The sequence below is a fragment of the Pseudoalteromonas sp. L21 genome (genome assembly GCF_021728035.1).
Taxonomy (GTDB): Bacteria; Pseudomonadota; Gammaproteobacteria; order Enterobacterales; family Alteromonadaceae; genus Pseudoalteromonas; species Pseudoalteromonas arabiensis.
Map to the genome: position 1 here is coordinate 138,527 of NZ_JAKKCV010000003.1, position 13,200 is coordinate 151,726.

The 13,200-nt window shown below is 42.2% G+C and carries 11 protein-coding genes and 10 tRNA genes; 16 read left to right on the top strand and 5 right to left on the bottom strand.

The window, feature by feature from the left end; translation table 11 throughout:
• Positions 1 to 15 precede the first annotated feature (15 nt).
• The 4 genes from L3V41_RS09450 to hemA are packed head-to-tail and all read right to left on the bottom strand — an operon-like array spanning position 16 to position 4,794.
• Positions 16 to 1,554, bottom strand: a complete 1,539-nt coding sequence (locus tag L3V41_RS09450) for a response regulator (protein ID WP_193988629.1) — start codon at positions 1,552 to 1,554, stop codon at positions 16 to 18.
• A 42-nt stretch (positions 1,555 to 1,596) separates the two neighbouring features.
• Positions 1,597 to 2,442 carry a peptide chain release factor N(5)-glutamine methyltransferase gene (gene prmC / locus L3V41_RS09455; RefSeq protein ID WP_062570669.1) on the bottom strand — a complete coding sequence of 282 codons (846 nt, stop codon included), beginning with the start codon at positions 2,440 to 2,442 and terminating at the stop codon, positions 1,597 to 1,599.
• Positions 2,443 to 2,444: 2 nt separating this feature from the next.
• A complete protein-coding gene (gene prfA / locus L3V41_RS09460) occupies positions 2,445 to 3,530 on the bottom strand; it encodes a peptide chain release factor 1 (protein WP_237127628.1) in 1,086 nt (361 codons plus the stop codon).
• Positions 3,531 to 3,537: 7 nt separating this feature from the next.
• Positions 3,538 to 4,794, bottom strand: coding sequence for a glutamyl-tRNA reductase (gene hemA / locus L3V41_RS09465; RefSeq protein ID WP_062570667.1), 1,257 nt, complete (start codon positions 4,792 to 4,794; stop codon positions 3,538 to 3,540).
• An 83-nt stretch (positions 4,795 to 4,877) separates the two neighbouring features.
• Between hemA and lolB the strand changes: the two genes are divergently transcribed.
• The 16 genes from lolB (at position 4,878) to L3V41_RS09545 (ending at position 11,681) form a co-directional block, all read left to right on the top strand.
• On the top strand, positions 4,878 to 5,465 hold the full coding sequence (gene lolB / locus L3V41_RS09470) for a lipoprotein insertase outer membrane protein LolB (RefSeq protein ID WP_083515373.1): 588 nt from the start codon (positions 4,878 to 4,880) through the stop codon (positions 5,463 to 5,465).
• A gap of 2 nt (positions 5,466 to 5,467) precedes the next feature.
• The gene (gene ispE, locus L3V41_RS09475) at positions 5,468 to 6,334 is read left to right on the top strand and encodes a 4-(cytidine 5'-diphospho)-2-C-methyl-D-erythritol kinase (protein WP_062570665.1); all 867 of its coding nucleotides are present in this window, start codon (positions 5,468 to 5,470) and stop codon (positions 6,332 to 6,334) included.
• Between the two features lie 79 nt (positions 6,335 to 6,413).
• Complete coding sequence (locus L3V41_RS09480; RefSeq protein WP_062570664.1) at positions 6,414 to 7,361, top strand: ribose-phosphate pyrophosphokinase; 948 nt, start codon at positions 6,414 to 6,416, stop codon at positions 7,359 to 7,361.
• A gap of 150 nt (positions 7,362 to 7,511) precedes the next feature.
• The gene (locus L3V41_RS09485) at positions 7,512 to 8,120 is read left to right on the top strand and encodes a 50S ribosomal protein L25/general stress protein Ctc (protein WP_062570663.1); all 609 of its coding nucleotides are present in this window, start codon (positions 7,512 to 7,514) and stop codon (positions 8,118 to 8,120) included.
• A gap of 19 nt (positions 8,121 to 8,139) precedes the next feature.
• On the top strand, positions 8,140 to 8,724 hold the full coding sequence (gene pth / locus L3V41_RS09490) for an aminoacyl-tRNA hydrolase (protein WP_062570662.1): 585 nt from the start codon (positions 8,140 to 8,142) through the stop codon (positions 8,722 to 8,724).
• A gap of 34 nt (positions 8,725 to 8,758) precedes the next feature.
• On the top strand, positions 8,759 to 9,850 hold the full coding sequence (gene ychF, locus L3V41_RS09495; protein WP_062570661.1) for a redox-regulated ATPase YchF: 1,092 nt from the start codon (positions 8,759 to 8,761) through the stop codon (positions 9,848 to 9,850).
• 441 nt (positions 9,851 to 10,291) lie between these two features.
• Positions 10,292 to 10,368 (top strand) — tRNA-Met (locus L3V41_RS09500).
• Positions 10,369 to 10,505: 137 nt separating this feature from the next.
• Positions 10,506 to 10,590 (top strand) — tRNA-Leu (locus L3V41_RS09505).
• A 36-nt stretch (positions 10,591 to 10,626) separates the two neighbouring features.
• Positions 10,627 to 10,701, top strand: a tRNA-Gln gene (locus tag L3V41_RS09510).
• Between the two features lie 4 nt (positions 10,702 to 10,705).
• Positions 10,706 to 10,782, top strand: a tRNA-Met gene (locus L3V41_RS09515).
• A 163-nt stretch (positions 10,783 to 10,945) separates the two neighbouring features.
• Positions 10,946 to 11,030: transfer RNA gene (locus L3V41_RS09520), tRNA-Leu, on the top strand.
• A gap of 40 nt (positions 11,031 to 11,070) precedes the next feature.
• A tRNA-Gln gene (locus tag L3V41_RS09525) sits at positions 11,071 to 11,145 on the top strand.
• A 71-nt stretch (positions 11,146 to 11,216) separates the two neighbouring features.
• Positions 11,217 to 11,301: transfer RNA gene (locus L3V41_RS09530), tRNA-Leu, on the top strand.
• A 40-nt stretch (positions 11,302 to 11,341) separates the two neighbouring features.
• Positions 11,342 to 11,416, top strand: a tRNA-Gln gene (locus L3V41_RS09535).
• Between the two features lie 67 nt (positions 11,417 to 11,483).
• A tRNA-Leu gene (locus tag L3V41_RS09540) sits at positions 11,484 to 11,568 on the top strand.
• A gap of 38 nt (positions 11,569 to 11,606) precedes the next feature.
• Positions 11,607 to 11,681: transfer RNA gene (locus L3V41_RS09545), tRNA-Gln, on the top strand.
• Positions 11,682 to 11,821: 140 nt separating this feature from the next.
• Here the strand turns inward: L3V41_RS09545 and L3V41_RS09550 are convergent.
• Positions 11,822 to 12,991, bottom strand: a complete 1,170-nt coding sequence (locus L3V41_RS09550) for an FAD-dependent oxidoreductase (RefSeq protein ID WP_237127629.1) — start codon at positions 12,989 to 12,991, stop codon at positions 11,822 to 11,824.
• Positions 12,992 to 13,200: the final 209 nt, after the last annotated feature.

Sequence of the window (13,200 nt, forward strand, 5' to 3'; positions counted from 1 at the left end):
TACTACTTTGTTTAATTAATCTGGATAACGTACGAGTACGTCTTCTATTTCTTTAACGCGTTGATTAAACACTTCTATTAACTTAGGGTCAAATTGTTTGCCCTGTTGTGCATTAATTTCCTTTACAACATCTTCAAGTGACCACGCCTCTTTGTAGCAGCGTTTATGACGTAGTGCATCATACACATCGGCTAATGCGGCAATACGCCCAGCAATAGGAATCTCTTCACCTTTCAAGCCCTTAGGGTAACCTGTTCCATCCCAACGTTCATGATGAGATAGCGCAATTATGGCCCCAGTATTAACGATGTCACGATTCGAGCCCTTTAGGATTAAATGACCTTTTTCAGCATGTTGCTGCATAATAGCCCACTCTTCGTCTGTTAGCGGGCCAGGTTTATTTAAAATGGCATCAGGAATACCTACTTTACCCACATCATGCAGCGGTGCAGCTAAGCGAATAAGTTCAGCTTCGCGTTTAGATAATCCATATCCCATCGCCAGCTCATAACAGATATGCGAAACACGTTTTACATGGTTACCCGTTTCAGTTGAACGCTGCTCTAGAGCTTCACTGAGTCTAAACACAAGCTCTTGTTGTGTCGCCTCAATTTCAGCTTGAAGCTGTACATTCTCATACGCCAATTGAACATTTTGCGAAAAAATTTCAATCAAATGGCGTTGTGTATCAGTTAAATGTTTAGGGATACCCGAGATAAACAACATAGAATTATGGTTAAACTCACTGCTGCAATAGGCAAATAAATAATTATCACGATAGACAATCGTTTTATCTCTTAGAGCTTGTTGGCAGGCATTGAGCTGTTCATCATTGAGCACTTCTTCAATTGCTTTACCTTCGCTGCGCTCAAACTCCCCCCGACCGGAAAAAACCACCAGTTTTTTTTGATTATCAAGAGGGTTACTCGCAACTAAGCTTGTCGCATACATAGCTTGCTCAACAGTGCCTAACAAAGATGTAAGTTGCTGCATTACACCTTCAATAAAGTGCTCTAGCGAATGGGTAGAAAAAATATCGCGTGATGCTTTAATTATTTTTTCGAGACCCTGACGTGATTGCTCAATCGATAAAATATCGCGATAAGAGCGTAAGCTTGACATCACCACCGTAAACAATTTTTGTGCGGTCAGCTCAGTTTTCGATTTGTAATCATTAATATCATAATTAACAATAACTTGTCGTTCAGGTGCTTGGCCTGGTTGACCCGTTCTCAAGATAATACGAATATGATTATTCTTCGCAGTTTCACGGATATATTTAGCGACTTTAAGCCCCGCATCATCCGTTTCCATAACAACATCAAGTAAAACTATAGCTGCATCAGGGTGCTGTTCAATAACTTGCTTGGCTTCTTCTCCTGAATAGGCACTGATAAACTCAAGGCGTTTGTCTTGGAATTCAAAGTCACTGAGCGCAAGCTTTGTTACGGCATGTACTTCTGGCTCATCATCAACAACGATGACTTTCCAACTACCTTGAACCACCTCACTGACTTCATCAAGTGCTTCATCCGAAAACAAAAATTCATCCATTGTTTGGGATCCTCAAAGGCTATGTGTGCCCAGCAAAGCTTATTATTTATGAGCCCACTGCGCTAACGTTACACGGTCATTACCGCCAAGATCTTTTACTGTAAGTATATGGCTATACGACATTTGTGCAAAAAATTCTTGGACTTTCACACTTTGTTGGTAACCATGTTCAATTAAAAGATAGCCATTTGTTGTCAAATAGTCACGCGCGATAGTAATAATTTGTTTAATATCAGCCATGCCGTCGTCATCGGCTACTAATGCTGATAATGGCTCAAAACGCACATCACCTTGGCTTAAGTGCTCATCATCGTGTTCGATATAGGGGGGGTTGCTGACAATTAGGTCAAACTTTTCTTTTTTAACCGCACTAAACCAATTGCTCAAAGCAAAAGTGGCATTGTTAATATCGAGTCGCTGTTGGTTTTCTTGGGCTAATGCGACGGCATCAGCCACTCTATCTATCCCTGTCACCTGCCAATTTGGCATTTCGCTGGCCAGCGCAAGTGCTATAGCGCCTGTACCTGTGCCCAAATCAAGTACGTTTGCATCAGCGGGCAGCTCAAGACCTAAAGCGTATTCAACTAACGTTTCGGTATCAGGTCGTGGAATCAAGGTTGTTGGGTTTACCTTAAGTGGAAGGCTCCAAAATTCACGAAAACCGACAATATGCGCGACAGGTTCACCCTTTAAGCGGCGTTGGCATGCCTGTTCAAAATCGAGCTGTTGCTGTTCGGTAAGGTGTTTTTCTGGCCAAGTGAATAAGTAACTACGCGGTTTATTCAGGATGGATAATAACAGGACTTGGGCGTCTAATTTCGCACTGTCGCTGCTAGGCGTTAGTAACGCCGTCGCAGCAACCAGTGCTTGCTCTATGCTTTGTGGCACGATTATTCATCGCCCATCGCAGCGAGTAAGTCAGCTTGATGTTCTTGCATAAGTGGTTCGATTACACTGCCTAAATCACCTGCAACCACTTCATTCAAACGATAGATAGTTAAGTTAATACGGTGATCGGTAATACGGCCTTGCGGGTAGTTATAAGTACGAATGCGCTCAGAACGGTCACCACTACCAACTAAGTTACGACGCTCAGATGCCTCTGCAGCTTGGCGTTTTTCGTCTTCAGCTTGTTGCAAGCGAGCGCCAAGTACTGACATCGCTTTAGCACGGTTTTTATGCTGTGAACGTTCATCCTGACACTCTACAACCACACCTGTTGGAATATGTGTGATACGGATTGCTGAGTCAGTTTTATTGACGTGCTGACCACCGGCACCCGATGCACGAAAGGTATCCACTTTAATATCCGCGGGGTTAATCTCAATTGCTTCCGCTTCAGGAATCTCGGCCATGACTGCTACAGTACAGGCTGATGTGTGAACACGGCCTTGCGATTCAGTCTCTGGTACACGTTGTACACGGTGTGCACCTGATTCAAATTTAAGCTGACCATATACACCTTCACCCGAGATATGCGCAATTACTTCTTTATAACCGCCATGCTCACCTTCGTTAGTACTTACTACTTCTACTTTCCACTTTTTGGTTTCAGCGTAGCGGCTGTACATACGGAATAAGTCACCAGCGAAGATAGCGGCTTCGTCACCACCGGTACCCGCACGAACCTCTAGGTAGACATTATTATTGTCTTTAGGGTCCTTTGGCAGCATCAGAATTTGGATTTCGTCTTCTAATGCCGTTATTTGTGCTTTTGCTTCTTTATATTCTTCTTGCGCCATTTCACGCATATCAGGGTCTGAATCTTTTAGCATTTCTTCAGCTGTCGCTACATCATCCTGTGCTTGCTGATACGCTAAAAACGCTTTAACAATTTCTTCTAACTCTGAATACTCTTTAGATAAGGTACGAAAGCGATTTTGATCGCTGATCACAGAGGGGTCGCTTAGTAGCGCTTGCACTTCCTCATAACGCTCAACTAAGGTTTCTAATTTTCTATAAACAGACTCTTTCATTTAACGACTATTCCTGATCAATACCTAACATTTTCTTTAATTGACTTAACTCAGCAGCTTCGCCATTTTTTGCTGCATCTTGAATGGCACGGGTAGGTGCGTGCATCAAGCGGTTGGTCAGTTTATTTGCCAACTCGAGTATCACTTTTTCTGCCTCTTTACCTGTTTGCAACTGGCTAAGCGCCTTTTCAACAAGTTCAGATTTTATATCTTGGACGTCATTACGATAATGACGAATTAAATCCACTGAATCCAGTGAACGCAGCCACATAACGAACTCATTCGTACGTGCACTGATAATGTCTTGTGCCTGTTCGGCAGCTTGCTCACGAGCCGCGATATTCTCGCTTACTATGGCTTGTAAGTCATCAACTGAATATAAATAAGCGGCATCAAGCTCACCTACTTGGCTTTCAATGTCACGTGGAACCGCAATATCAATAAATAGCATAGGTTTGTGGCGGCGCATTTTTAGGGCTTGCTCCACGACACCCTTACCAATAATTGGTAACGTGCTGGCGGTGGAACTTATAACAATATCTGCATCATGTAACCGCTCCGGTAGCTGAGCCAACGCGATCACATCTGCATTAACTTCGCTCGCTAAGCTCTTCGCTCGTTCAATGGTGCGGTTCGCTACGGTTATTTTTTGCGGGTCATTTTGATATAAATGCTTTGCAACAAGCTCTATAGTTTCACCCGCACCAATAAGCAGTACATTGGTTTTATCGAGTTTGCCGTAAATATGTTTGGCTAGATTAACAGCGGCATAGGCAACCGAAACTGCACTGGCACCAATGTCCGTTTCAGTTCGAACTTGTTTCGCTACCGAAAAGGTTTTTTGGAACAAACGATCGAAGGTTACGCCAATAGCATCGTGTGTTTTCGCGTTATGGTAAGCTTGTTTAATTTGCCCCAGAATTTGCGGCTCACCGAGCACCAAAGAATCAAGACCACACGACACTCGCATTAAATGGTTAATCGCTTTATCACCTTCGTAGTAATAAGTATTATTGCTCAGTTCATGTTCATCCAAACCATGAAAACCTGCTAACCAACGTAACAAGGTTTGGGAATTACGCTCAGCAAGGCTACAATAGATTTCGGTTCTGTTGCAGGTCGAAACAATAACCGCTTCATTAAAATGCGCATGACCGCTTAATTGCTGTAACGCCTCAGCCATTTGCTCAGGTGAAAACGCGACTTTTTCACGTAATTCTACGGATGCGGTTTTGTGATTTATACCAAGTGCTACGATGGTCATATGTACCAAATATTGCTAAGCCCAGCTGTAAAGGCGTTAATTTTACCAAAAATCAGCGGAATATGGAAAGTAAGGAACGTCATTTGATTAAACAATATTTGATTTTATTCATGTTTTTTTTATTTATCAGCGGTTGTGCGCAAAAAATGTCAACCGTTGATTACATTTATCCTGACTGGAAAAGCCGTTTAGAACAACAAGCTCAGTGGCAAGTACAGGGAAAAATGGCATTTATTAGCACAGAGCAGCGCCAATCTGCTAATTTAAACTGGCAACATGATGAGCTATACAGTGACATGGTACTCACCAGTTTTATTGGCACTCGTATTTTGTCTTTAAAACAAAATGCCCAAGGGGCCGAACTTGAATATGACGGTGATGTTTATACCGATCGCGATGCGGCTATGTTGTTATACCGTTTAACTGGCTTTTCGATTCCATTAGATAACGCCGCAAAGTGGCTAAAAGGCACTGTCGAAAACGACCAAGCCAGTTATGATGAGCAAGGCCGATTAAAAAATCTGATTTGGCAAGCACACAATGGCCAACAGTGGCAAATAACCTATTCAGATTACATTAAACAAGATGGCTATTGGCTTCCTGTTAAGCTAAGCCTCAAAAACCAAAAAATCCGTATAAAAATTCAACTTAATGATTGGCAGTTAAATTAATCATGACGCAAGTATCAACCGCCCCGCTAACGTTAATAGCGCCTGCAAAACTTAATTTATTTCTTCATATAAATGCGCGCCGTGATGACGGCTACCATGAGTTAGAAACCTTATTTACCTTTTTAGAGTTTGGTGATGACTTAACATTTACTGTTAACAACGAGCCAAACATTACAGTAACCGGTGATACAGACGGTATTGAGCTTGCAGATAACCTTATATATAAAGCAGCCCGTTTATTACAACAACACTGTGATTGCCAACAAGGCGCTATAATAAAGCTATTAAAACGTTTGCCAATGGGCGGCGGTGTTGGGGGTGGCTCTTCCGATGCCGCAACAACTTTGCTCGCGCTTAATAAATTATGGAACTGTCATTTATCTTTACACGAGTTAGCAAATTTAGGCGTGACCTTAGGCGCTGATGTCCCTGTGTTTATTAATGGCCACACCGCCATTGCGCACGGCATTGGTGAGCAACTTCATAACGTCGAGTTACCAAAGCGTTGGTATTGTGTGATCCACCCTGGGGAGCATGTAAGCACCGCAAAAATTTTTACTCACCCCGATTTAAAACGCGATACACCGAAACTAAAAGCAGACTGGCAAACAGAAAATTTACGCAATGATTGTGAGCCTTTAGTTAAAAAGCTCTGCCCCGAGGTTGAAAAAGCCCTGCAGTGGTTGCTAAAATACGCCCCGTCAAAGATGACTGGTACAGGCGCTTGCTGCTTTGCTGAGTTTTCAACCGAGGCACAAGCACAGCAAGTTTTAGCCGAATTACCAGAAAAATGGACGGGTTTTGTTGCAAGTAGTGCTACAATTTCTCCTGCTCATACAGCTTTAAATGCTCACTTTGAAATGAAGTAACGTACAAGTAAATGTTAACCTGCTTTGGTGCCTACCATAGCCTGTTAGTCCCAAAATTCAGTGCCTGAGGAACCCTACCGTGCCTGACATGAAGCTCTTCGCTGGTAACGCAACACCTGAGCTAGCTCAAAAAGTTGCAAAACGTTTGTATATTGAATTAGGCGATGCTGTTGTTGGCCGTTTTAGTGACGGTGAGATCAGTGTTCAAATTAATGAAAATGTTCGTGGTTCTGACGTTTTCATTGTTCAATCAACCTGTAACCCCACTAACGATAACCTGATGGAACTTATCGTTATGGTTGATGCCCTACGTCGTGCGTCTGCTGGACGTATTACCGCAGTTATTCCTTATTTTGGTTATTCGCGTCAGGACCGCCGTGTGCGCTCTGCTCGTGTACCAATCACAGCTAAAGTAGTTGCAGATTTCTTATCAAGTGTTGGTGTTGACCGCGTATTAACTGTTGACCTACACGCAGAACAAATCCAAGGTTTCTTCGACGTACCGGTTGATAACGTGTTCGGTAGCCCTGTGCTATTAGAAGACATGAAAGAGCGCGACTTCGAAGACGTCGTGGTTGTTTCTCCTGATATCGGTGGTGTTGTTCGTGCTCGTGCAATCGCGAAGCTATTAAATGACACTGACCTTGCTATCATCGATAAGCGTCGCCCACAAGCAAACGTATCACAAGTAATGCATATTATTGGTGACGTTGAAGGTCGTGACTGCATCATCGTTGATGACATGATTGATACAGGCGGTACATTATGTAAAGCAGCAGCTGCGCTTAAAGAGCATGGTGCAAAACGTGTTTTTGCTTATGCAACCCACCCAGTTCTTTCAGGTAATGCAGCACAGAACATTCGTGAATCAGTTATTGACGAAGTGATTGTTACTGACTCAATACCACTTACTGACGAGCTTAAAGCACTTGATAATATCAAAGTACTTACGCTTGCAGATATGCTTGCTGAAACAATTCGTCGTATCAGCAACGAAGAATCAATCTCTGCGATGTTTGAGCATTAATCAACAGCGCATGATATTGAAAAAAGCACCATTTGGTGCTTTTTTTGTAGCCGTTATTTATTTTCCCTAAAAGGGGTGGTATGATAGCGCGCCTTTTGGCTAGGGACCTTGGTCGCAAAGGCCCTACGACTATTAATTATTGGAGACATTATGTCAACTTATACATACAATGCAGAATTACGTACAGAAACAGGTACTGGTGCGAGCCGCCGCCTACGCCGTGAAGATAAAGTTCCTGCAATCCTTTACGGTGCTGACAAAGAAGCTGCATCTATCGTTCTTGCACACAAAGATATGATCAAAGCGCAAGAAGACGAAGGTTTCTACACGCACATCCTTACTTTAAACATCGGTGGCGAGTCAGTTGAAGCTATCCTTAAAGATATTCAACGTCACCCGTTCAAGCCTAAGATCACTCACTTAGACTTCCAACGTGTAGATGCTTCTCACAAACTTCACACTAAAGTGCCAGTACACTTCATCGGTGAAGAGAAAGTAACTAAAGCAGGTAACACTGTTGTTCACCAATTAACTGAAATCGAAATCACGTGTCTTCCTAAGTCACTTCCTGAGTTCGTTGAAGTTAACGTTGCAGACTTAGTAGCTGGTGATTCAATCCACCTTTCTGACCTTAAACTTCCTTCAGGTGTTTCATCTGTTGAGCTTGCTAAAGGTGCAGATCACGATCAGTCAGTTGTTACTGTTAAAGCTAACAAAGCTGCTCCTGCTGAAGAAGCTTCAGAAGACGCTGCAGAATAATTTTTAAGGTGTACACACCTTGAATTCTATTCAAATGCTTGTGGGCCTGGCTAATCCAGGCCCCGAATACGCAAACACACGCCATAATGCAGGTGCTTGGTTCATCGAAGAACTCGCTGCACGTTACAACTGCACTCTCAAACATGATCCTAAATATCACGGCCTCACTGGCAAAGTGATTATTCAAGGCCAAGAATTTAAACTACTGATCCCTACAACTTATATGAATTTAAGTGGTAAGTCGGTGAGTAGTCTCGCTAATTTCTTTAAAATTCCTGTTGAAAACATTCTCGTTGCTCACGACGAAATGGACTTAGAACCAGGCATTGCTAAACTAAAAAAAGGTGGCGGCCACGGTGGTCACAATGGTTTAAAAGACATTATTGCGAAAATGGCAAACCAAAAAGATTTTATGCGCCTTCGTATTGGCATTGGACACCCTGGTCACCGAGAAATGGTAACAGGTTGGGTGCTAGGCAAAGCTGCGAAAGACGATCAAGAAAAAATGGATGCCGCAATCGACGAAGCAGTTCGTTGCATGGAAATTCTTGCAAAAGATGGTGTGTTAAAAGCACAAAACAGACTACATTCATTTAAACCTTAATCCGTTTTAATGAAATTACACAAGGTATCTTACTATGGGTTTTAAATGTGGCATCGTTGGCTTGCCAAACGTTGGTAAATCAACATTATTTAATGCACTAACTAAAGCGGGAATCGAAGCCGCTAACTTCCCTTTCTGTACTATTGAACCAAATACGGGTGTGGTGCCAGTTCCTGATGCGCGCTTAAATGCGCTTGCTGAAATCGTCAATCCACAACGCATTTTACCAACAACGATGGAGTTCGTTGATATTGCAGGCCTTGTAAAAGGCGCTTCAAAAGGTGAAGGTCTAGGTAATCAGTTCCTTGCGAATATTCGTGAAACAGATGCAATTGGTCATGTTGTTCGTTGTTTTGAAGACGAAAATATCGTCCATGTTGCTGGTACTATCGATCCAGCTGACGATATTGATGTTATTAACACCGAATTAGTACTTGCAGATATGGATAGCGCAGATAAAGCGCTTGTTCGTAATGCCAAGAAAGCAAAAGGCGGCGATAAAGACGCGAAAGAGCAAAACGCTGTACTTGAGAAAGTAAAAGCGCATCTGGATGAAGGTTTAACATTACGTTCTTTAGAACTCACTAAAGAAGAAAAAGCGGCAATTAAAACGCTTAACTTTTTAACAATCAAACCAACGATGTACATTGCGAATGTAGCAGAAGATGGTTTTGAAAATAACCCTTACCTAGATAAAGTACGTGAAATTGCCGCAGCTGAAGACGCGGTTGTTATTCCTGTTTGTGCTGCTATTGAATCTGAGTTATCTGAACTAGAAGAAGAAGATAAATTAGAATTTATGGCTGACCTAGGTTTAGAAGAGCCAGGCCTTAACTTAGTGATCCGTGGTGGTTACGAGCTACTTAAATTACAGACTTACTTTACAGCAGGTGTAAAAGAAGTACGCGCATGGACCATTCCAGTAGGTGCCACGGCACCACAAGCTGCTGGTAAAATCCACACAGACTTTGAACGTGGCTTTATCCGTGCTCAAACAATCGCTTTTGACGATTACATTGAGTTCAAAGGCGAAAGCGGTGCAAAAGAAGCAGGTAAAATGCGTCAAGAAGGTAAAGAGTACATCGTTAAAGACGGTGATGTCATGAACTTCTTATTTAACGTATAAGTTCTTAAGCAACTCTATTTAAAAGGCTCGTTATTACGAGCCTTTTTTATTTTCTGGGTTTACATCACGATACGCATGCAATTTTTAGCACTGCAATAGCGCCATTTTATCTCACTACTCTTCTACTCTGTATAGCTGTAAATGCATTTATGAGTTAGAAAAACTCTCAAAAAAATAGTTTTTAAATTTATAAACTTAATTTTTGTATGAAAATCAAACAGATTAAAAATGAGCTTTTATTTACAATAATACGTAACATACTTTTAGTGTTGTCTTTGACCGACAAAAAAACAGCAATTTAAGTAAAATTTAACCTGTTAGCTTAATTTTAATGCAAACAAACCCTGTTAAGTGTTTTTTTGCAAAAAAGGTGTTGACGGATTTAGGTCATATCAGCATAATACGCCCCGCACTCAGCGATGAAGTGTTAACAAAAAAGATGGCTAAGTAGCTCAGTTGGTTAGAGCACATCACTCATAATGATGGGGTCACAGGTTCAAATCCCGTCTTAGCCACCATTCTTTTTGTTGCTCAATGAAGAGTTAAAAATAACTACCAGTACTTTAAGTACGAATAATGCGACAGTAGTGGAATTGGCCGATGTCTTGATTAAGACGCTGGATTTAGGTTCCTTTACTGCAAACGCAGAAGGTATGCGGGAGTGGCGGAATTGGTAGACGCGCTGGATTTAGGTTCCAGTAACTTCGGTTGTGAGAGTTCAAGTCTCTCCTTCCGCACCATGTTCTTGATAAGAACTAAAACTATCAAGCTTTTGTTGGGATATCGCCAAGCGGTAAGGCAGCAGGTTTTGATCCTGCCATTCCCAGGTTCAAATCCTGGTATCCCAGCCACAATGGCTAAGTAGCTCAGTTGGTTAGAGCACATCACTCATAATGATGGGGTCACAGGTTCAAATCCCGTCTTAGCCACCATTCTTTCTTTAGAATGGCTCTGCAGGAGTTAAACTGCACTCAATGAAGAGTTTAAAATAACTACCAGTACTTTATGTACGAATGATGCGGGAGTGGCGGAATTGGCCGATGTCTTGATTAAGACGCTGGATTTAGGTTCCTTTACTACGAACGCGAAAGATGTGCGGGAGTGGCGGAATTGGTAGACGCGCTGGATTTAGGTTCCAGTAACTTCGGTTGTGAGAGTTCAAGTCTCTCCTTCCGCACCATGTTCTTGATAAGAACCAAAATTATCAACTTATTCTTTGTTGGGATATCGCCAAGCGGTAAGGCAGCAGGTTTTGATCCTGCCATTCCCAGGTTCAAATCCTGGTATCCCAGCCACTTTCTCAAAGTGACAAAGAATACTCAATGAAGAGTCTAAAATAACTACCAGTACTTTATGTACGAATGATGCGGGAGTGGCGGAATTGGTAGACGCGCTGGATTTAGGTTCCAGTAACTTCGGTTGTGAGAGTTCAAGTCTCTCCTTCCGCACCATGTTCTTGATAAGAACCAAAACTATCAACTTATTCTTTGTTGGGATATCGCCAAGCGGTAAGGCAGCAGGTTTTGATCCTGCCATTCCCAGGTTCAAATCCTGGTATCCCAGCCACTTTCTCTACCAAGAGAGTGTTGAAGAATATCTCTAGCTAAGAGTTAAAAATAGCAAATCCTATGATGCGGGAGTGGCGGAATTGGTAGACGCGCTGGATTTAGGTTCCAGTAACTTCGGTTGTGAGAGTTCAAGTCTCTCCTTCCGCACCATGTTCTTAAGTAGAACTAAAACTCTTCAAGTTTAGCGTTGGGATATCGCCAAGCGGTAAGGCAGCAGGTTTTGATCCTGCCATTCCCAGGTTCAAATCCTGGTATCCCAGCCAACTACTTCCCTTTCTAATTTCTAATTTCTAATTTCTAATTTCTAATTTCTAATTTTTCCAAAATTTAATTCATTTTTATTTAGCACAAAAAAAACGGGCTAATTTTCATTAACCCGTGTTTAGTCTCTATCACTATGTGGTTAACTTAATGTCCCGCTGATCGCATACTTTAAAACCCAGTTCTTTGCAGGTCCTGTGTTATTAGCAAGCTTTAAGAACTTACTGCGCACCCAACTCAGTGGTTTTATCTCGTTTGAAAAACCAAAGTAACAGGCATCCATCATACTCATCATTAGCAAATTAGCATGACGGCGTTTTTTCTCGTAGCGTTTGAGTAACGCTTGCTGACCAACATCAGGTTGATCTGCCAAAATATCTGCCAGTGCTACAACATCTTGAAAGCCTAAGTTCACACCTTGTCCAGCGAGCGGGTTAATTGTGTGCGCCGAGTCACCGACTAAAACTAAACGGCCGTGCGAATAATCATTGGCATGTTGGCGTGCAAGTGGAAAAACAGCCTGCTCAAGCAACTCAAAGTCGCCCGGTAGTTCAGGGAAATGCGCAATGAGCGTTGCTTTAAGTTGCTCATTCGACAATTTTTGCCACTGCTTTAAAACCGCAGCATCGTGATAACAAATTAAATTAGCATAAGGCGCCTGCATCGGTAAAAACGCCACGGGTCCGGTTGGCGTAAATTGTTGCCACGTTTTTACTTGCTGCGGGGCATCTAATTTAATTAACACACCCATGCAGTGCTGAGCATATTGCCAACCCGTTACACCCAAGCCAGCTTTAGTTCGCAATTGTGACTGTCCACCATCTGCTGCAACAACTAAATCGGCAGTATATTGAGTATCGCCATACTGTAAGGTGATTGAATCAGCCGTGTGAGTAATATTCGTAATGGCTGATAATTGCTCTATCACTTCGATGTCGTACTTGGCGAATTGCTGCCAAAGACTGGCTTGAATTAAATTATTTTCGATTAAATGACCTAAATGCGTTTCGCCAATCTCATGGCAATCAAACAATAAATTTTCGCCTTGTTGCTGGTAGGCCTCTAGTTGTTGATAAGGCGCAATGCGATTTTGTCTTAGTAACGGCATGGCACCAAGGTCATCGAGTAAATTCTCTGAAAAACGATTAATAGCCGAAATGCGAATATCAACCCTATCTGAGCTAAGAATATGATCTGCATCGATAAGGTGCTTTTCAATAACGGTGACATCCCTCCCCTGTTTAGCCAGTTTTATCGCTATAGCAGCACCGACCATGCCACCACCGACAACAATTACCTTATTTTTATTCATTTAATATTCGCTCATTTGGCTATTTAAATACGCAGCAAATTGTAACGTAATTCAATAATCAGTGTCAGTGCATTTACTGCTTAAGAATTTCAAAACAGTGACTTGTTTGATTTCACACCACAAAGATAAAAACTATACTTGGATCTGTGCGGGTATCCAGCTAAAATACGCGTCCTTTAAGTCGGCATACTTGCCACTTAATCCTGTTT